Here is a 19,204-nt window from a genome sequence, read left to right on the forward strand (position 1 = left end):
ATGGATTGTTATGAGCTGCAAAGACTTGCGAGACTTTCTTGCCCTTCTGGAGAAAGAAGGACAATTAAAGCGCATCTCCCATCCGGTTGATCCCGACTACGAAATGACAGAAATCAGCGACCGAACCCTGCGTGCTGGTGGTCCTGCATTACTGTTTGAAAATCCTATTGGCTATGATGTGCCTGTTTTAACCAATCTATTTGGCACCTCCAAGCGAGTGGCTCTTGGTATGGGTCGTCAACAAGTCAGCGATCTGCGAGAGGTAGGCAAGTTACTGGCTTATCTTAAAGAGCCTGAGCCACCAAAGGGCTTTAAAGATGCTCTAGATAAACTGCCTGTTTTTAAACAAGTCCTCAATATGCCGGCAAAGCGCCTTCGTAAAGCGCCTTGCCAAGATATCGTCTGGCAGGGTGATGACGTCGACTTAGATAAGATCCCAGTTATGAGTTGTTGGCCCGAGGATGTCGCTCCACTATTAACGTGGGGATTAACGGTTACTCGCGGACCTAATCAGAAACGACAAAACCTTGGTATCTATCGCCAGCAAAAACTAAGCAAGAATAAAGTCATCATGCGTTGGTTAGCCCATCGAGGTGGTGCTCTCGATCTTAGAGATTGGTCAGAAGCCAACCCTGGAAAACCATTCCCTGTTTCAGTAGCCTTTGGTGCTGACCCTGCAACCATTCTAGGTGCGGTAACGCCAGTACCAGATTCGCTCTCCGAGTATGCCTTCGCAGGCTTGTTAAGGGGCAGCAAAACCGAAGTGGTTAAGTCAATCAGCAACGAGCTAGATGTTCCTGCCAGTGCTGAGATTGTGCTAGAAGGTTATATCGACCCTAGCGAATTTGCTGATGAAGGCCCTTATGGTGACCACACCGGTTACTACAATGAAGTAGAAAGTCATAATGTGTTTACCATTACACACATTACGATGCGTAAAGGCCCTATTTATCACAGTACCTACACGGGACGTCCGCCAGATGAACCTGCGGTATTAGGTGTTGCCCTGAATGAAGTCTTTGTCCCTATTCTACAAAAGCAGTTTCCAGAGATAGAGGATTTTTACCTACCTCCAGAGGGCTGTTCTTATCGCATGGCGGTAGTGACCATGAAGAAGCAATACCCGGGTCATGCCAAGCGCGTGATGATGGGCGTGTGGTCTTTCTTACGTCAGTTCATGTACACCAAGTATGTACTAGTATGCGATGAAAGTGTTGATGCTCGAGATTGGAATCAAGTTATCGCGGCAATGACAGAGCACATGCAACCGAAACGCGACATAGTGATGATTGAGAACACTCCAATAGATTCTCTTGATTTTGCTTCACCAGTTGCAGGCCTTGGCTCGAAGATGGGGCTAGACGCGACCATAAAATGGCCAGCAGAATTAGCCATGTCTAAAGAAGGTTCGTCTGCACCTTTACCTGCTCTGCAGCAGGAAAAAGCCGAGCAGCTATTTGACGCACTAAAACAGCAATTTCCATTTATAAAGGATTGTTATTTACCTACTGAAGCGGGCTTTGGCGGGATGGCCATTCTATCCATAGATAAGCAACAAGCTAACCAAGGGATCGAAGTCATTGATGCAGTGTTAGCTGAGTTCTCTCAACATACGCAGATGAAGTTTGTCATTGTCTGCGATCAAGACGTTAATGTTAGAGATTGGAATGATGTGATTTGGGCTATTACCACCCGTATGGATCCGGCTCGTGATAGTCAATTTTTTGATGGGCCACACTCTCAATTAGGTATAGATGCCACCAACAAGTTGCAAGGCGAGGCGACGAGGGAGTGGGGTAGACCTATCCATAAAGATAAAGAGCTGGTTGCTCGTATTGATAAGATCTGGGAACAGCTCAACATCTTATGACATACAAGGTAGAGCTTTTGCCCAGTGGTGTAATATTTGAGATAGAGGAACAGCAAACCATATTGGACGCTGCTCTATCTCAGAACATCGCATTCCCTAACCGATGCCAAGTTGGAGCATGCGGAATGTGTCTATGCCGATTAAAGACTGGTACAGTAGCGTATCAGTTAGAACCTATGCTAACAGAGAAAGAGCAAGCCCAAGGCTGGGTCTTTGCTTGCCAAGCGTTTGCAAACACAGATTTAGTACTTACTTTTGATGAGTAAGGATATAGAGGAAGATATGACCATTCGTTGCAAAGTAAAATCAATTAAGCCCTTAGCCAGCAATACATTCCGAGTATTGTTGCACCCTGAAACTCCTGTTGAGTTTGAAGCGGGGCAGTATTTGATGGTCGTAATGGGTGAGAAAGACAAGCGTCCTTTTTCAATCGCAAGTAGCCCTTGTCGACATGAGGGAGAGCTAGAGCTTCATATTGGTGCTGCTGAAGAAAATGCTTATGCTCTTGAGGTCGTTAACCGTATGCATGAAGCGCTGAGCAATGGTAGTGACATTGTTATTGATGCTCCTCATGGTGATGCGGCTCTTAAAGAGAGTGATCGCTCTATGTTACTTATCGCTGGTGGAACAGGCTTTAGCTACGTGCGTTCTATTCTGGATCACTGCATCAGCCAAAATATCAATAACCCAATCTATTTGTATTGGGGAGCAAGAAGTAAATCACAGCTGTATGCGTTTGATGAACTGACGTCTATTGAAGAACAGCACGCAAATATCCATTTTGTTCCTGTAGTAGAAGATGATGAAGGCATTTGGACTGGAAAAACCGGCAATGTGCTTCAAGCCGTGATGCAGGATTTTTCAGACCTCTCTGAGTATGACATCTATATAGCAGGTCGATTTGAAATGGCCGGTAGTGCAAGAGAGCAGTTTATCTTTAATAAGAAAGCTAAGGTCGAGCAAATTTATTCTGATGCGTTCGCATTTATCTAAAACTATCAGAAACGGCTTTAAATCGACCAAAACAGCCCGCTTTTCAAGCGGGTTGTTTGTTTGTTGAGCGTAAAAAAAGAAACTGCAAAAAACTTATAGAAAAGGCTTGCCAATGTGACGAGCATCTCTATAATGCGCCCCACTGACACGGCAACAGCGGAAACGCTTCGCAGTGTTTCAGTAGGCTAACTAGCCGAACCCAATTGAGTTTAACTTCTCTTAGAAAATTAAATTCAAAAAGTGTTTGACACTGAGGTTCAAATCGCTAGAATGGCCGTCCGCTTTGAGAGACTCCTCACAAAAGGAATCGTCGAAAAGCAACGCTCTTTAACAATTTAGACCTATCAATCTGTGTGGGCACTCGTTGATGATAATCGAAAAGATTTATCAATGAACTGAGTGACCAAAACGATGACTTTTAGTCATTGGCACAGTCAATTCATTATCGTTCTGTTGGAACGATAATAGCTTTAAAATTACTTCTTACTTTCGAGTAAGGAACAGTTTTGAAGTCAGTATTCATTGAGCCGAAGCGAAAGCTTCAACAAAACTTTAATTGAAGAGTTTGATCATGGCTCAGATTGAACGCTGGCGGCAGGCCTAACACATGCAAGTCGAGCGGAAACGACAACATTGACCCTTCGGGTGATTTGTTGGGCGTCGAGCGGCGGACGGGTGAGTAATGCCTGGGAAATTGCCCTGATGTGGGGGATAACCATTGGAAACGATGGCTAATACCGCATAACGTCTACGGACCAAAGAGGGGGACCTTCGGGCCTCTCGCTTCAGGATATGCCCAGGTGGGATTAGCTAGTTGGTGAGGTAATGGCTCACCAAGGCGACGATCCCTAGCTGGTCTGAGAGGATGATCAGCCACACTGGAACTGAGACACGGTCCAGACTCCTACGGGAGGCAGCAGTGGGGAATATTGCACAATGGGCGCAAGCCTGATGCAGCCATGCCGCGTGTATGAAGAAGGCCTTCGGGTTGTAAAGTACTTTCAGTCGTGAGGAAGGCATTAGAGTTAATAGCTTTAGTGTTTGACGTTAGCGACAGAAGAAGCACCGGCTAACTCCGTGCCAGCAGCCGCGGTAATACGGAGGGTGCGAGCGTTAATCGGAATTACTGGGCGTAAAGCGCATGCAGGTGGTTTGTTAAGTCAGATGTGAAAGCCCGGGGCTCAACCTCGGAACCGCATTTGAAACTGGCAGGCTAGAGTACTGTAGAGGGGGGTAGAATTTCAGGTGTAGCGGTGAAATGCGTAGAGATCTGAAGGAATACCAGTGGCGAAGGCGGCCCCCTGGACAGATACTGACACTCAGATGCGAAAGCGTGGGGAGCAAACAGGATTAGATACCCTGGTAGTCCACGCCGTAAACGATGTCTACTTGGAGGTTGTGGCCTTGAGCCGTGGCTTTCGGAGCTAACGCGTTAAGTAGACCGCCTGGGGAGTACGGTCGCAAGATTAAAACTCAAATGAATTGACGGGGGCCCGCACAAGCGGTGGAGCATGTGGTTTAATTCGATGCAACGCGAAGAACCTTACCTACTCTTGACATCCAGAGAACTTAGCAGAGATGCTTTGGTGCCTTCGGGAACTCTGAGACAGGTGCTGCATGGCTGTCGTCAGCTCGTGTTGTGAAATGTTGGGTTAAGTCCCGCAACGAGCGCAACCCTTATCCTTGTTTGCCAGCACGTAATGGTGGGAACTCCAGGGAGACTGCCGGTGATAAACCGGAGGAAGGTGGGGACGACGTCAAGTCATCATGGCCCTTACGAGTAGGGCTACACACGTGCTACAATGGCGCATACAGAGGGCAGCCAACCAGCGATGGTGAGCGAATCCCAAAAAGTGCGTCGTAGTCCGGATTGGAGTCTGCAACTCGACTCCATGAAGTCGGAATCGCTAGTAATCGTGAATCAGAATGTCACGGTGAATACGTTCCCGGGCCTTGTACACACCGCCCGTCACACCATGGGAGTGGGCTGCAAAAGAAGTGGGTAGTTTAACCTTTCGAGGAGGACGCTCACCACTTTGTGGTTCATGACTGGGGTGAAGTCGTAACAAGGTAGCCCTAGGGGAACCTGGGGCTGGATCACCTCCTTATACGATGATTACTCACGATGAGTGTCCACACAGATTGATATGGTTTAAAAAGTTAGAGCAGGAAAAACTTCCAGATGGGGCTATAGCTCAGCTGGGAGAGCGCCTCGCTGGCAGCGAGGAGGTCTGCGGTTCGATCCCGCATAGCTCCACCATCTTTAAGTGTTTTTGTTCTTTTCTCTAGAAAGAATAGAGAATATTTAAAAATGGTTTCATAAGCATTATTGCTTAGAAATTCATGCTCTTTAACAATTTGGAAAGCTGACGATAAATAATGTGATTTCATTATTTATCAAATTTAAAAGTTCTCAAATCCTAAGTCTTTATTGATTTAGGTACCAACACACATTCAAGTGTTCTTGGGAATGTATCCTTGCCAGGATGCATTCAAATTTGAGTCCGGCAAAATCGAATGTTATCTCGCTCATAATAAAGAGATAACGCACCTTGGAAACGTCATACTGCAGCGTAGCAACTGCATTGCGTAAGCAAGACCCTTTGGGGTTGTATGGTTAAGTGACTAAGCGTACACGGTGGATGCCTTGGCAGTCAGAGGCGATGAAAGACGTAATAACTTGCGATAAGCCCAGATTAGGTAGTAATAACCATTTGAGTCTGGGATTTCTGAATGGGGAAACCCACGTGCATAAGCACGTATCATTAACTGAATACATAGGTTAATGAGGCAAACTCGGGGAACTGAAACATCTAAGTACCCGAAGGAAGAGAAATCAACCGAGATTCCGAAAGTAGCGGCGAGCGAAATTGGATTAGCCCTTAAGCTTTTAATGCGTCAGGTGAAGAGTCTGGAAAGTCTCGCAGTATAGGGTGATAGCCCCGTAACCGACAACGCATTTTAAGTGAAAACGAGTAAGGCGGGACACGTGATATCCTGTTTGAACATGGGGGGACCATCCTCCAAGGCTAAATACTACTGACTGACCGATAGTGAACCAGTACCGTGAGGGAAAGGCGAAAAGAACCCCTGTGAGGGGAGTGAAATAGAACCTGAAACCGTGTACGTACAAGCAGTAGGAGCGCCTCGAAGCGTGACTGCGTACCTTTTGTATAATGGGTCAGCGACTTAATTTTAGTAGCAAGGTTAACCGTATAGGGGAGCCGTAGGGAAACCGAGTCTTAACTGGGCGTCGAGTTGCTAGAATTAGACCCGAAACCAGGTGATCTAGCCATGGGCAGGTTGAAGGTTGAGTAACATCAACTGGAGGACCGAACCGACTAATGTTGAAAAATTAGCGGATGACTTGTGGCTAGGGGTGAAAGGCCAATCAAACCTGGAGATAGCTGGTTCTCCCCGAAAGCTATTTAGGTAGCGCCTCGGACGAATACCAATGGGGGTAGAGCACTGTTAAGGCTAGGGGGTCATCCCGACTTACCAACCCTTTGCAAACTCCGAATACCATTGAGTACTATCCGGGAGACACACGGCGGGTGCTAACGTCCGTCGTGGAGAGGGAAACAACCCAGACCGCCAGCTAAGGTCCCAAAGTATAGCTAAGTGGGAAACGATGTGGGAAGGCTCAGACAGCCAGGATGTTGGCTTAGAAGCAGCCATCATTTAAAGAAAGCGTAATAGCTCACTGGTCGAGTCGGCCTGCGCGGAAGATGTAACGGGGCTAAGCTATACACCGAAGCTGCGGCTGCATACTTTTGTATGCGGGGTAGGGGAGCGTTCTGTAAGCGGTTGAAGGTGGTCTGTAAGGGCTGCTGGACGTATCAGAAGTGCGAATGCTGACATGAGTAACGATAAAGGGGGTGAAAAACCCCCTCGCCGGAAGACCAAGGGTTCCTGTCCAACGTTAATCGGGGCAGGGTAAGTCGACCCCTAAGGCGAGGCCGAAAGGCGTAGTCGATGGGAAACGGGTTAATATTCCCGTACTTCTTATAATTGCGATGGGGGGACGGAGAAGGCTAGGTGGGCCTGGCGATGGTTGTCCAGGTTCAAGTATGTAGGCGGAAAGTTTAGGTAAATCCGGACTTTCTTAACGCTGAGATACGATGTCGAGCTGCTACGTGCAGTGAAGTCATTGATGCCATGCTTCCAGGAAAAGCCTCTAAGCTTCAGATTATAAGAAATCGTACCCCAAACCGACACAGGTGGTCGGGTAGAGAATACCAAGGCGCTTGAGAGAACTCGGGTGAAGGAACTAGGCAAAATGGTACCGTAACTTCGGGAGAAGGTACGCTCTTGGCGGTGAAGTCCCTTGCGGATGGAGCTACTAGGAGTCGCAGATACCAGGTGGCTGCAACTGTTTATTAAAAACACAGCACTGTGCAAAATCGTAAGATGACGTATACGGTGTGACGCCTGCCCGGTGCCGGAAGGTTAATTGATGGGGTTAGACTTCGGTCGAAGCTCTTGATCGAAGCCCCGGTAAACGGCGGCCGTAACTATAACGGTCCTAAGGTAGCGAAATTCCTTGTCGGGTAAGTTCCGACCTGCACGAATGGCGTAATGATGGCCACGCTGTCTCCACCCGAGACTCAGTGAAATTGAAATCGCTGTGAAGATGCAGTGTACCCGCGGCTAGACGGAAAGACCCCGTGAACCTTTACTACAGCTTGGCACTGAACATTGACCCTACATGTGTAGGATAGGTGGGAGGCTTTGAAGACGGTACGCCAGTATCGTTGGAGCCGTCCTTGAAATACCACCCTTGTAGTGTTGATGTTCTAACTTAGTCCCCTTATCGGGGATGAGGACAGTGCCTGGTGGGTAGTTTGACTGGGGCGGTCTCCTCCCAAAGAGTAACGGAGGAGCACGAAGGTGGGCTAAACACGGTTGGACATCGTGTGGTTAGTGCAATGGCATAAGCCCGCTTGACTGCGAGAATGACAATTCGAGCAGGTGCGAAAGCAGGTCATAGTGATCCGGTGGTTCTGAATGGAAGGGCCATCGCTCAACGGATAAAAGGTACTCCGGGGATAACAGGCTGATACCGCCCAAGAGTTCATATCGACGGCGGTGTTTGGCACCTCGATGTCGGCTCATCACATCCTGGGGCTGAAGTCGGTCCCAAGGGTATGGCTGTTCGCCATTTAAAGTGGTACGCGAGCTGGGTTTAGAACGTCGTGAGACAGTTCGGTCCCTATCTGCCGTGGGCGTTGGAAGATTGAAGGGGGCTGCTCCTAGTACGAGAGGACCGGAGTGGACGAACCTCTGGTGTTCGGGTTGTCATGCCAATGGCATTGCCCGGTAGCTAAGTTCGGAATCGATAACCGCTGAAAGCATCTAAGCGGGAAGCGAGCCCTGAGATGAGTCTTCCCTGGCACTTTAAGTGTCCTAAAGGGTTGTTCGAGACTAGAACGTTGATAGGCAGGGTGTGTAAGTGCTGCGAGGCATTGAGCTAACCTGTACTAATTGCCCGTGAGGCTTAACCATACAACACCCAAGGGGTTTTGTGGACTCAAAGTAGAACTTTGAATGTGTGATACAAACTTTTAAATATAGCTTTCCGAATTTTAAAATTTGCTTGGCGACCATAGCATTGTGGACCCACCTGATTCCATGCCGAACTCAGAAGTGAAACATAATAGCGCCGATGGTAGTGTGGGGTTTCCCCATGTGAGAGTAGGACATCGCCAGGCTTTAATTTTGAATAACCCGCTTTTGAAGCGGGTTTTTTCGTCTCTCTAGACGACAAATTGCTGGTATGGCTCAGTTGGTAGAGCGCACCCTTGGTAAGGGTGAGGTCCCCAGTTCGACTCTGGGTACTAGCACCATATTTTGCTATTAGATTCTTAATCTGATTGCACACAAAATTTGCTTGGCGACCATAGCATTGTGGACCCACCTGATTCCATGCCGAACTCAGAAGTGAAACATAATAGCGCCGATGGTAGTGTGGGGTTTCCCCATGTGAGAGTAGGACATCGCCAGGCTTTGAATTTGAATAACCCGCTTTTATAGCGGGTTTTTTCATATCTGAATCTTGGAAAAGTAGCGTGTGTTTGCGGATCGCCGCACCGCCCATGTGGGAGTAGGACATCGCCAGGCTTTGAATTTGAATAACCCGCTTTTATAGCGGGTTTTTTCATATCTGAATCTTGGAAAAGTAGCGTGTGTTTGCGGATCGCCGCACCGCCCATGTGGGAATAGGACATCGCCAGGCTTTAATTTTGAATAACCCGCTTTTATAGCGAGTTTTTTCATATCTAGCGTTTGTAAAATCTCCCCAGAACCCAGAACCCAGAACCCAGAACCCAGAACCCAGAACCCAGAACCCAGAACCCAGAACCCAGAACTTCATCTAACTCGAAATATAATTAGCCTCAGCCACACTCCATAACGCCTTGATCAGCGGATTATTGAGCTGCGAACGCTTGCAACATACGCCTAGCTTAAATGGCTTAACCGGCTCCACATCCAGCTTTTGAATGTGGTCTTTTACTGGGCTGTTATTAATGACCACATCCGGTGCAATTCCAATACCACAACCTAATGCCACCATACTGACGATCGCCTCATGCCCTGCCACCTGCGCATAGATGTTAGGTTTAATCTTGCTTCGCTTAAACCAAGTATTACAGCGATCTCGAGCGGTGCCCTCCGAGGGGATAATAAAGGGAATTTCATTCCAGTTAATAGGCTCTGTAAGCATGCTTTCTATATTGGCTACTCCCTTAGGGGCTATAACCGATAAGGAAATCTCGCTGATGTTTTCAAAGGCAACCCTTGAAGGTAATTGGTCACTTTCTGCAGAAATGGCGATATCCGCTTCATCATTTAACACCTTTTCTATTGCTTGTGCAGGGTCACCGGTACTGAGCTTATACTCGATCAATGGATGCAATAATCGAAACTCTGACAGTAAGCGAGGCAAGTGGCTGTAGCTTGCTGTTACCGAGCAAAATAGTCGTATCTCACCCTTTAATACATCCTTATGATCTGAAAAGTTCAGGGTAAAGGTTTGCCATTGATTGACAATGTTGTGAGCAACAGGGAGCAACTCTTTGCCTGCGGTGGTTAACTCAACACTTCTATTGTCTCTAATGAATAGAATCTGTTCCGCTTCTTGTTCTAAGCGCTTTATTTGACGGCTTAATGCCGATGGGCTCATGTGCATTGCGGACGCAGTCTTGCTGAAGTTCTTACTTTCAGAAAGATGTAGAAAAATCTGTAGGCTTTTGATGTTCATTTGAGTAATCTTCTTGTTGCATAATTTGCAATGATTAGTTGTGAATATATCACTTTAAGCAACTTTCAACCTGAATTAGTATGAACTCAATCGGCAAATAAAGCCGAACTATGGAAAGAATTTTTAAGGAGAGCCCGTCATGGCTAACTATTTCAACACGCTAAACCTACGTGAGCAATTGGACCAATTGGGTCGTTGCCGTTTTATGGACCGTTCTGAATTTGCTACAGAAGCTGATTACCTAAAAGGTAAGAAAGTGGTTATCGTAGGTTGTGGTGCTCAAGGCCTAAACCAAGGCTTAAACATGCGCGATTCTGGCCTAGATGTATCTTATGCATTACGCCAAGCTGCTATTGATGAGCAACGCCAATCTTTCAAAAACGCAAAAGAGAATGGCTTTGAAGTAGGTAGTTACGAGACTCTTATTCCTCAAGCTGACCTAGTTGTTAACCTGACTCCAGATAAGCAACACAGCAATGTTGTAGAGACAGTGATGCCACTAATGAAGCAAGGCGCTGCATTGGGTTATTCTCACGGCTTTAACGTTGTTGAAGAAGGCATGCAGATTCGTGAAGACCTTACAGTAGTTATGGTTGCACCTAAGTGCCCAGGTACTGAAGTTCGTGAAGAGTACAAGCGTGGCTTCGGCGTTCCAACACTGATCGCTGTTCACCCAGAAAACGACCCTAAAGGCGAAGGCTGGGATATCGCTAAAGCTTGGGCTGCAGGTACTGGTGGTCACCGTGCGGGCTGTCTAGAGTCTTCTTTTGTTGCTGAGGTTAAGTCTGACCTAATGGGTGAGCAAACTATCCTTTGTGGCATGCTACAAGCGGGTTCTATCGTATGTTACGAGAAGATGATTGCTGACGGCATCGATGCTGGTTACGCAGGCAAGCTTCTTCAGTACGGTTGGGAAACTATCACTGAAGCACTGAAGTTCGGTGGTATCACTCATATGATGGACCGCCTATCAAACCCTGCTAAGATCCGCGCTTTTGATCTTTCTGAAGAGCTTAAAGATCTTATGCGCCCGCTTTACAATAAGCACATGGATGACATCATCCAAGGCGAATTCTCTCGCACTATGATGGCTGACTGGTCAAACGACGACGTTAACCTATTCAAATGGCGTGAAGAGACAGGCGAAACTGATTTCGAAAACTACCCTGAGTCTGATGTAGAGATCTCTGAGCAAGAGTACTTCGACAACGGCATCCTAATGATCGCTATGGTTCGTGCTGGTGTTGAGCTTGCGTTTGAAGCAATGACAGCTTCTGGCATTATCGACGAGTCTGCTTACTACGAATCACTGCACGAGCTTCCGCTAATCGCGAACACTGTTGCACGTAAGCGTCTATACGAGATGAACGTTGTTATCTCTGATACCGCTGAGTACGGTAACTACCTATTCGCAAACGTAGCAACACCGCTTCTACGTGAGAAGTTCATGCCTTCAGTAGCAACTGATGTTATCGGTAAAGGCCTAGGTGAAGCGTCAAACTTTGCTGATAACCAACGCCTAATCGAAGTGAACGAAGCAATTCGCAACCACCCAGTTGAGTACGTAGGTGAAGAACTACGTGGCTACATGACTGACATGAAGCGCATTGCTGTTGGTGGCTAATCGCTAGTTAAAAGTCCGCCGACGAGTTCGGCGGTACTCTTAAACTAAAAAAGGCTTGGTATGAAAATACCAAGCCTTTTTGTTTGTACGTGAGGTGGCTATTCGCCTTTAGTAGAAAGCTTCTCTTCTAGATCGGCCATCTTCTTTTCCATCTCGTTTAGCTTTTGACGAGTGCGCAGTAATACTTGAGTTTGCACCTCGAACTCTTCTCGACTGATCACATCTAGCTTGTTCAGCTGGGATTGAATGACTTGACGGACTTTTTGATCAACGTCAGTGCCTAGGTCTTTTACTGGCTGAGGCATAGATTCATGAATTTGCTTTGCAATCTGCTCTAGTTTTTTAGGGTCGAACATAGGGGCGTTTCTCCAAAATCGTTTGTTATATTCTAAGCAATTCAGCGTCTTTTGTCGCAAACAATATCGAGACAGATATTTGTTTTTGATATAAAAAAGGGCTCATCTCTGAGCCCTTGTACGTTCATTACCCTAGATTAGTTTGATTCAACGACTTCGCTTTCATCAAATTCAGGTAGCGGTTTATGCTCGGAAGCAAGGAAGCTGTAGATAACCGGTAGTACAAACAAGGTAAACACGGTACCAATAGCAAGACCGGCAACAATTACGATGCCTATACTAAAGCGCTGTGCAGCACCTGCACCTGTTGCATACATTAGAGGTATCAAACCTGCAATCATCGCCGCAGTGGTCATTAGAATTGGTCTCAGACGTACTTTAGCTGCAGCCATTACTGCATCTACACGATTGCGTTGATGATGCAATTGCTCTTCTTTTGCCACCTCACAGATCAAAATGCCGTGTTTGGTAATTAGACCAACCAGCGTGATCAATCCGACCTGGGAATAGATGTTCATCGTTGATAGACCCCAAGCCAACGCCACCAAAGCGCCACTGATGGCGAGTGGTACGGATACCATGATCACCAGTGGGTCACGTAATGACTCAAACTGTATTGCCAGTACCAAGAAGATGATCGCGATTGCTAGCAAGAAGGTGGTGTATAACGCACTTCCTTCGGTCACAAACTGACGAGATTCACCCATATAGTCATGGTTGTATCCACTCGGTAGTTTTTCCGCTGCAGTCGTTTCAAACCATGCGATGGCATCACCCATAGCCACACCAGGAGCTGGAACCACACCCACAGTTGCTGAATTCAACTGGTTAAAGTGAGGTAGAGACCTAGGCTGAGGTATCACATCGATGGATATTAAGCTGCCTAATGGTACTGAATCGCCCGTAGATGAACGTACATAATAGTTGTTCATCGACTCAGGATTCATTCGGAACTTACGCTCCACCTGTGGGATAACCTCATACGAACGGCCATATAAATCGATACGGTTGACGTAGCCATCAGCCATCATGGTACTTAGGGTTATACCGATATCTTGCATGGTAATGCCATAAGCACCCGCTTTATCTTTATCTATGGTGATCTTCATAGTGGCTGAATCGTAGTTCAGGTCGAGATCAGAATAAACAAATTGTGGGTTTGCATTTACTTCAGCAAGTGTGTTGGTTGCTATCTGGAACAAACTCTCAAAGCTGTTTGGTGTAGTGATAACAAACTGAATCGGAAGACCTGAGCCTGCACCCGGAAGCTCTGGCATTTGGAACGCAGTGATTGCCATACCGGGTACTTCTGCGATTAAGCCAGAAACGCGGTTAGTGATCTCTGATTGGCTAGCTTCACGTTGGCTCCATGGTTTCAAAGACGCAATACCAAATGCCTGATTGGAGTTAGGTACACCTGTAAAGATCTGTGCGTATGCGACCTCAGGTTGTTCGTTCAGAAGCTCATTCACATGGTTCATGGTGTTTTGCAGATAATCTAGGTTCGCATTTGATGGACCAGTGCCCATCATCATGACAACACCTTTATCTTCCGACGGTGCCAATTCACTTGGAATAAACTTGAACAGTAACGGCAAGCTGCCGAATACAATCAATGCAAAGGCAATCACAACGCCTCGGTGTTGCATTACTGAACCGAGTGCAGATGCATAAGACTCACTAAGGGCATCTAATTTCTTATGAACAAATTGCTCAAAGCGATTTGGTTCCTCGTTCTGCTTAAGGAAGGTTGCACACATCATAGGGCTGAGTGTTAACGCTATGATCCCGGATACAAATACCGCTCCCGCAAGGGTGAGCGCAAATTCCTTGAATAACGAGCCAGTAATACCACCCATCAAGGCAATAGGAGCGTAAACCGCACCCAGTGTCAGTGTCATTGCAATAACCGGAACCGCGATCTCTCGCGTACCAATAATCGCGGCCCTAAACGGTGTTTCTCCCAGCTTAATATGCCGGTCGACGTTCTCCAGAACAACGATGGCATCATCCACCACCAAGCCGATAGCCAATACCATGGCGAGCAAGGTCATCAAGTTCCAGGAAAACCCTAGTGCTTGCATGAACATGGCTACACCAATCAGTGATAGCGGGATGGTTACGATTGGGATCAGTACCGCACGGTAAGAGCCCAAGAATAAGGTGATAACAACCAATACGATGAGAGCCGCCTCAATAATGGTTTTTGCTACCTCTTGAATTGACTCATTGATCGCAACTGTGGAGTCATACATTACCTGCATCTTGATATTGGTTGGCAGGTTCTTTTCTAGTTGTGGCAAAAGCTCCAGAACATCAGCTGCGATGTTGATTGGGTTAGCACTTGGCGCACCGTTGATTGCAGCTACAACGGCCTCTTGACCATTGGCACTTGCACGATAGATATCGTGACTCTTCTCACGGGTTACCTTAGCAATATCGCTAAGGCGAACGACCTGACCGCCATCTTGTTTAACAACAAGATTTTTTAGCTCTTCAACGTTAGCCACTTGAGTGTTGGCACTACCATTATAAAGAACTAAAGCGCCTGTTGCCTGACCGGTTGCCGACTGGAAGTTATTGGCATCTAATACACCCATCACGTCAGTTGCGGTGAGTTGTAAACCTGCCATTTTTTCAGGGTCTAGCCATACACGCAGTGCGTATTTCATACCACCGTAGAGGTCGATCTTGGATACGCCATTAACGGTAAATAGCTGTGGATTAATAACGCGTTCAAGATAGTCAGTGATCTGACTTGAAGCCAATTCATCACTAGTGAAGCCTATATACATAACCGCGGTTGTCGAACCTGTCGACATGGTTACAGTAGGATCCTCGGACTCCTTAGGAAGCTGAGAACGAACCGAGTTGGTTTTAGCGAGTATGTCCGATAACGCCGCATTCGGGTCTGTATTTAACTTCATGGTGACAGTAATGGTTGAGCTACCCAGTACCGATTGAGACGTCATGAAATCGATATTGTCAGCCTGAGCAATGGCTTGCTCTAGTGGCTGAGTAATAAAGCCCTGGATCAGATCCGCACTAGCACCGTAGTAACTGGTTGATACCGTAACTACAGTATTGGTCATTTCAGGGTATTCACGCACCTGCATCTTGAAGATAGCTTGCATACCTAGCAGAGCTATCAAAAAGCTGATAGAGACGGCAAGTATTGGGCGCTTTATAAAAATGTCTGTAAATCGCATTGTCTATCCCTTACAGCATCGGAAGTTCAGTCGGTGGGGTGGTGGCATCACTTTCCACAATCTTCACCTTGGACTCGTTGCTCAGGCGTACCTGACCTGAGGTCACGATCACTTCACCAGGCTTAACGCCATCTAGGATTCGCACGTTGTTTTGGTCGCGCTCGCCAGCTTTGATGACACGTTGTGCCACACGATGAGTTTCTTCATCGAGAACGAATACGCTATCACCGTATAGGGTGTAAGTAATCGCCACTTGAGGTAGCACGACTTGATCTTGAAGTTTTGGCAACACAATTTGTGCACGAGCAAACATACCTGATCTTAGTTCACCTTGAGTATTTGGAATTTCAGCCTGTACTTGCAGTAAACCACTTTGATAATTAATCGCGGGCTCTATCGCTGAAATGGTGCCGTCAAAAGTGCTACCAGGATAAGAGTCGACTTTGATACGGATCGCCTGACCAATGTTGATACGTGAGATATCGTTTTGCGAAACGGTAAAGCGCATACGCATAACACTGATGTCTTCTAGGCGCGCGATTCGGCTACCCGCTTGCATGTATTCACCAAGGTTGACGCCACGAATACCAATCACACCTGCAAAGGGTGCATTCACGTCGCGACGATCGATGGTGGCTTTTAGGCCAGCAATATCGGCTTTCAATGATAGATAAGAGGCTTCGGCATCATCAAAATCGGCTTGCGAGATCGCCCCTTTCTTAATCAAGCCTTTGTAACGCTTATATTTTGCTACTGAGGCTGGGTATCGAGCCTCAGCGCTTTGTAGATTCGCTTTTTCAACATCGGAATCTAGCTGCACCAAAGAGGCACCCTTAGAAACCTGCTGGCCAGAAACAAAGTTAATCTTAGTCACAATGCCACTTGCCTCTGCAGTTAGTGTTACACCCTGCAGTGGTTCAATGAATCCAATTGCGTCGATACTTGGCGTCCACTCTTCAGCAGAGGCCGTCATTACGGTAACTGGGTACTCTGGCTCTGGGCGGTTCGCCATGTATTCTGCTATCTTCTGCTGCTTGAAGATATTGAAGCCAATCACGCTACCGAACAGGGCGATAGCAATAATAAGCATAATTAGTGTCCACTTTTTCATGGAACGGTTCTCCAGTTATTTAGTTGTAATGGCATCCCAGCTTGCTTGGATGGCCAGTTGATAAGTTTCGCTGTCGATAGGGTCTATTTCTTGAAAATGCTTGCGGGTCAATGCAACGCAGCTTTCCAAACTTAGGCTATATAAAACCGAATCGGGTAAATTCTTAAGTTTTCCGGACTGTCTGCCTTCTTCAAAGACACTGAGCAGCCGATCAAACAATTTTTTCTCTAGGTTTCGAATCTCTTTGCTTAAAGGCGAAGGTAACGATTCATACTGAATTTGAGTTTGTAATAACCCTAGTTGAGATCCCCCAATACTCCATACGTTGTGGCACATAGTTTCGTACCTTTCATAGAGAGATTGATTAGAGAGCACATCCTTCTGAATGATTTCCGCAACCTGTCTTGTTAGCCAGAGTCTTACCTCTGCAATCACGCTATCCTTGTCTTTGAAGTAGAGATAAACAGTGCCTGCAGCCATCTTGGCTTCTTTCGCGAGTTTTTGTATCGAAAGGCCATTGAAGCCATCACGACCTAAAATAGTCACAGCAGCTTCTAAGATGTCTTCGCGCTTGGTTTTAGATGTCATGGATATAACATTCCCTACCCAAATGAATGAACGTTCATTCATTTTATTGGACAATTATTAAAATGCAACTGTTTGTAAGCATAGGTAAGCATTTGGAAAAGGAAAATTCGATTGGAAATGAGCAAGGTGAACAGTATGATTAGAGCCCTTTTTTGTATCTCGGTGGCGTTATGAGACTGAATCCACAGCAAGACCAAGCGGTAAAATTTGTGTCAGGGCCTTGTCTGGTATTGGCCGGTGCAGGCTCAGGTAAAACTCGCGTAATTACCAATAAGATTGCCTATCTAGTTCAGCAGTGTGGTTATAAGGCTCGCAATATCGCAGCGGTAACCTTTACCAACAAAGCGGCACGAGAGATGAAAGAGCGTGTCGGGCAAACTTTAGGTAAGAATGAATCAAAAGGTTTGATGGTATCTACATTCCACACCCTAGGCCTCAACATCATTCGCCGAGAATACAAAGCACTAGGTCTAAAGGCGGGTTTTTCTCTTTTTGATGACCAAGACCAGCTTTCGATGCTCAAAGAGCTTACGGAAGATTTGTTAGACGGTGACAAAGATTTACTTCGCCAGCTAGTCAGTACCATTTCTAACTGGAAGAACGACATGCTGACGCCGGCTCAAGCAAGAGCCTCGGCGCAGGGTGAACAACATACGTTATTTGCCGATTGCTTTGAGATGTATCAGCGCCAGATGGTGGCTTATAACGCCCTAGATTTTGATGATTTGATTCTTATGCCCGTATTGCTATTAAAGCAAAACGAGGAAGTGCGAGAGCGCTGGCGGGCACGCATTCGATACCTTTTGGTGGATGAGTACCAAGATACCAACACCAGCCAGTATGAACTGGTTAAGTTGTTGGTTGGCGAGCGTGGTCGACTGACGGTGGTGGGCGATGATGATCAGTCTATTTATTCTTGGCGCGGTGCTAAGCCACAGAACTTGGTGTTGCTTGGTGAAGACTACCCAAGCTTAAAGCTTATTAAACTGGAGCAGAACTACCGCTCTACTAGTCGAATATTGCGCTCGGCTAACATCTTAATCGCAAACAACCCACACGTGTATGAGAAGAAACTCTTCTCAGAGATACCTGATGGTGAAAAGCTCAAGGTACTCATGGCCAAGAATGAAGACCATGAGGCAGAGAGAATTACCGGTGAGATAATTGCGCATAAGTTTGTTAACCGAACCCATTACAAAGATTACGCCATCCTTTATCGCGGCAACCATCAATCGCGTCTGATTGAAAAGTCACTGATGCAGAACCGAGTCCCTTATCGCATTTCTGGGGGAACCTCGTTCTTCTCTAGAGCTGAGATCAAAGATGTAATGGCTTACCTAAGGGTGCTTGTGAACCCTGATGACGATAATGCATTTTTGCGTATCGTGAATACACCGCGCAGAGAGATAGGCCCGGTTACTCTCGAAAAGCTAGGCAGCTATGCCAACATGCGTGGCAAGAGCTTGTTTGAGGCATCGTTTGAGCTTGGATTAGAACAGACGCTTGCAGGTAAGGGCTTAGAAAGCCTACGCCGCTTTACCGAGTGGCTAGTGAGGGTCGGTGACAACGCAGAGCGCGGCAATACTGTTGAAGCCGTTCGCAGTCTAGTGCGTGATATTAAGTATGAAGACTGGCTTTACGAAACTTCCGCGAGCCCGAAAGCCGCAGAAATGCGAATGAAGAACGTGTCTGACCTTTATACTTGGATAGTGGCTGATCTCGAAGGGGACAACTACGACAAAGAAGAGAAGACCCTTAAGGAAGTGGTTCAGCGTTTAACCTTGCGTGACATGATGGAGCGTGGTGAAGATGACGCTGAGGCCGATCAGGTTCAATTGATGACACTGCATGCATCAAAAGGCCTAGAGTTCCCTTATGTTTATTTGATGGGTGCTGAAGAGGGGATCTTGCCGCACCAAACCAGCATAGATGAAGATAACGTCGAAGAAGAGCGCCGCTTAATGTATGTAGGCATTACTCGTGCACAGAAAGAATTGAGCTTTACGGTATGTAAAGAGCGTCGTCAGTATGGTGAACTTATCAAGCCAACGCAAAGCCGCTTTTTAGATGAGCTTCCATTCGATGATTTAGAGTGGGAAGTGAAGAAGAAAGAGCAAACCAAGGAAGAGCGTATGGAGAAGGGGCAGGCCCATATTGCCAATCTAAGGGCGATGTTTAAAAAATAGATGCTC

10 protein-coding genes, 2 tRNA genes and 4 rRNA genes are annotated in these 19,204 nt (G+C 46.7%); 11 read left to right on the forward strand and 5 right to left on the reverse strand.

All coding sequences use genetic code 11. The features are described 5' to 3' along the window. Positions 1 to 10 precede the first annotated feature (10 nt). The 9 genes from ubiD (at position 11) to rrf (OCU35_RS00310) (ending at position 8,868) form a co-directional block, all read left to right on the forward strand. A complete protein-coding gene (ubiD, locus tag OCU35_RS00270; RefSeq protein ID WP_261825488.1) occupies positions 11 to 1,870 on the forward strand; it encodes a 4-hydroxy-3-polyprenylbenzoate decarboxylase in 1,860 nt (619 codons plus the stop codon). Further along, positions 1,867 to 2,136 carry a 2Fe-2S iron-sulfur cluster-binding protein gene (locus OCU35_RS00275; RefSeq protein ID WP_017027070.1) on the forward strand — a complete coding sequence of 90 codons (270 nt, stop codon included), beginning with the start codon at positions 1,867 to 1,869 and terminating at the stop codon, positions 2,134 to 2,136. Before ubiD ends, OCU35_RS00275 begins: the two co-directional genes overlap by 4 nt. A gap of 16 nt (positions 2,137 to 2,152) precedes the next feature. Then, on the forward strand, positions 2,153 to 2,863 hold the full coding sequence (gene fre, locus OCU35_RS00280) for an NAD(P)H-flavin reductase (RefSeq protein ID WP_017027069.1): 711 nt from the start codon (positions 2,153 to 2,155) through the stop codon (positions 2,861 to 2,863). A gap of 553 nt (positions 2,864 to 3,416) precedes the next feature. Then, a 16S ribosomal RNA gene (locus tag OCU35_RS00285) occupies positions 3,417 to 4,971 on the forward strand. Positions 4,972 to 5,047: 76 nt separating this feature from the next. Then, positions 5,048 to 5,123, forward strand: a tRNA-Ala gene (locus OCU35_RS00290). Positions 5,124 to 5,478: 355 nt separating this feature from the next. Continuing rightward, positions 5,479 to 8,368 (forward strand): 23S ribosomal RNA (locus OCU35_RS00295). Between the two features lie 90 nt (positions 8,369 to 8,458). Then, positions 8,459 to 8,574, forward strand: a 5S ribosomal RNA gene (gene rrf / locus OCU35_RS00300). A gap of 59 nt (positions 8,575 to 8,633) precedes the next feature. After that, positions 8,634 to 8,709: transfer RNA gene (locus tag OCU35_RS00305), tRNA-Thr, on the forward strand. A 43-nt stretch (positions 8,710 to 8,752) separates the two neighbouring features. Then, a 5S ribosomal RNA gene (gene rrf / locus OCU35_RS00310) occupies positions 8,753 to 8,868 on the forward strand. Together the 16S, 23S and 5S rRNA genes with 2 tRNA genes alongside form the textbook arrangement of a ribosomal RNA operon. A gap of 368 nt (positions 8,869 to 9,236) precedes the next feature. Here the strand turns inward: rrf (OCU35_RS00310) and ilvY are convergent. Then, entirely contained in the window at positions 9,237 to 10,124 is an 888-nt protein-coding gene (gene ilvY / locus OCU35_RS00315) for an HTH-type transcriptional activator IlvY (protein WP_017029527.1), read from the reverse strand. Between the two features lie 139 nt (positions 10,125 to 10,263). Between ilvY and ilvC the strand changes: the two genes are divergently transcribed. Beyond that, positions 10,264 to 11,748 (forward strand): ketol-acid reductoisomerase, encoded by a 1,485-nt coding sequence (gene ilvC / locus OCU35_RS00320; RefSeq protein WP_017029528.1) that lies wholly within the window; start codon positions 10,264 to 10,266, stop codon positions 11,746 to 11,748. A gap of 98 nt (positions 11,749 to 11,846) precedes the next feature. On the opposite strand, the gene ubiK is transcribed toward ilvC, so the two are convergent. The 4 genes from ubiK to OCU35_RS00340 all read right to left on the reverse strand — a co-directional run bounded on the left by ubiK (position 11,847) and on the right by OCU35_RS00340 (position 17,012). Continuing rightward, positions 11,847 to 12,104, reverse strand: coding sequence for a ubiquinone biosynthesis accessory factor UbiK (ubiK, locus tag OCU35_RS00325; RefSeq protein WP_017029529.1), 258 nt, complete (start codon positions 12,102 to 12,104; stop codon positions 11,847 to 11,849). A gap of 137 nt (positions 12,105 to 12,241) precedes the next feature. Further along, complete coding sequence (locus tag OCU35_RS00330; RefSeq protein WP_017032958.1) at positions 12,242 to 15,313, reverse strand: multidrug efflux RND transporter permease subunit; 3,072 nt, start codon at positions 15,311 to 15,313, stop codon at positions 12,242 to 12,244. A 10-nt stretch (positions 15,314 to 15,323) separates the two neighbouring features. Beyond that, positions 15,324 to 16,424 carry an efflux RND transporter periplasmic adaptor subunit gene (locus OCU35_RS00335; RefSeq protein WP_017243183.1) on the reverse strand — a complete coding sequence of 367 codons (1,101 nt, stop codon included), beginning with the start codon at positions 16,422 to 16,424 and terminating at the stop codon, positions 15,324 to 15,326. 15 nt (positions 16,425 to 16,439) lie between these two features. Then, positions 16,440 to 17,012: a TetR/AcrR family transcriptional regulator gene (locus OCU35_RS00340; protein WP_017029533.1), complete on the reverse strand. Its 573-nt coding sequence runs from the start codon at positions 17,010 to 17,012 to the stop codon at positions 16,440 to 16,442. Positions 17,013 to 17,182: 170 nt separating this feature from the next. Here OCU35_RS00340 and rep point away from each other — a divergent pair, with 170 nt between their 5' ends. Continuing rightward, complete coding sequence (rep, locus tag OCU35_RS00345; RefSeq protein WP_017029534.1) at positions 17,183 to 19,198, forward strand: DNA helicase Rep; 2,016 nt, start codon at positions 17,183 to 17,185, stop codon at positions 19,196 to 19,198. Positions 19,199 to 19,204 lie beyond the last annotated feature (6 nt).

Source organism: Vibrio breoganii (assembly GCF_024346795.1).
GTDB classification, from domain to species: domain Bacteria; phylum Pseudomonadota; class Gammaproteobacteria; order Enterobacterales; family Vibrionaceae; genus Vibrio; species Vibrio breoganii.

Coding starts and splice junctions, on each gene's coding strand:
- fre (WP_017027069.1), top strand. CDS start 2,153: ATGACCATTCGTTGCAAAGTAAAATCAATTAAGCCCTTAGCCAGCAAT.
- ubiK (WP_017029529.1), bottom strand. CDS start 12,104: ATGTTCGACCCTAAAAAACTAGAGCAGATTGCAAAGCAAATTCATGAA.
- OCU35_RS00275 (WP_017027070.1), top strand. CDS start 1,867: ATGACATACAAGGTAGAGCTTTTGCCCAGTGGTGTAATATTTGAGATA.
- OCU35_RS00335 (WP_017243183.1), bottom strand. CDS start 16,424: ATGAAAAAGTGGACACTAATTATGCTTATTATTGCTATCGCCCTGTTC.
- ilvC (WP_017029528.1), top strand. CDS start 10,264: ATGGCTAACTATTTCAACACGCTAAACCTACGTGAGCAATTGGACCAA.
- ilvY (WP_017029527.1), bottom strand. CDS start 10,124: ATGAACATCAAAAGCCTACAGATTTTTCTACATCTTTCTGAAAGTAAG.
- ubiD (WP_261825488.1), top strand. CDS start 11: ATGAGCTGCAAAGACTTGCGAGACTTTCTTGCCCTTCTGGAGAAAGAA.
- OCU35_RS00330 (WP_017032958.1), bottom strand. CDS start 15,313: ATGCGATTTACAGACATTTTTATAAAGCGCCCAATACTTGCCGTCTCT.
- rep (WP_017029534.1), top strand. CDS start 17,183: ATGAGACTGAATCCACAGCAAGACCAAGCGGTAAAATTTGTGTCAGGG.
- OCU35_RS00340 (WP_017029533.1), bottom strand. CDS start 17,012: ATGACATCTAAAACCAAGCGCGAAGACATCTTAGAAGCTGCTGTGACT.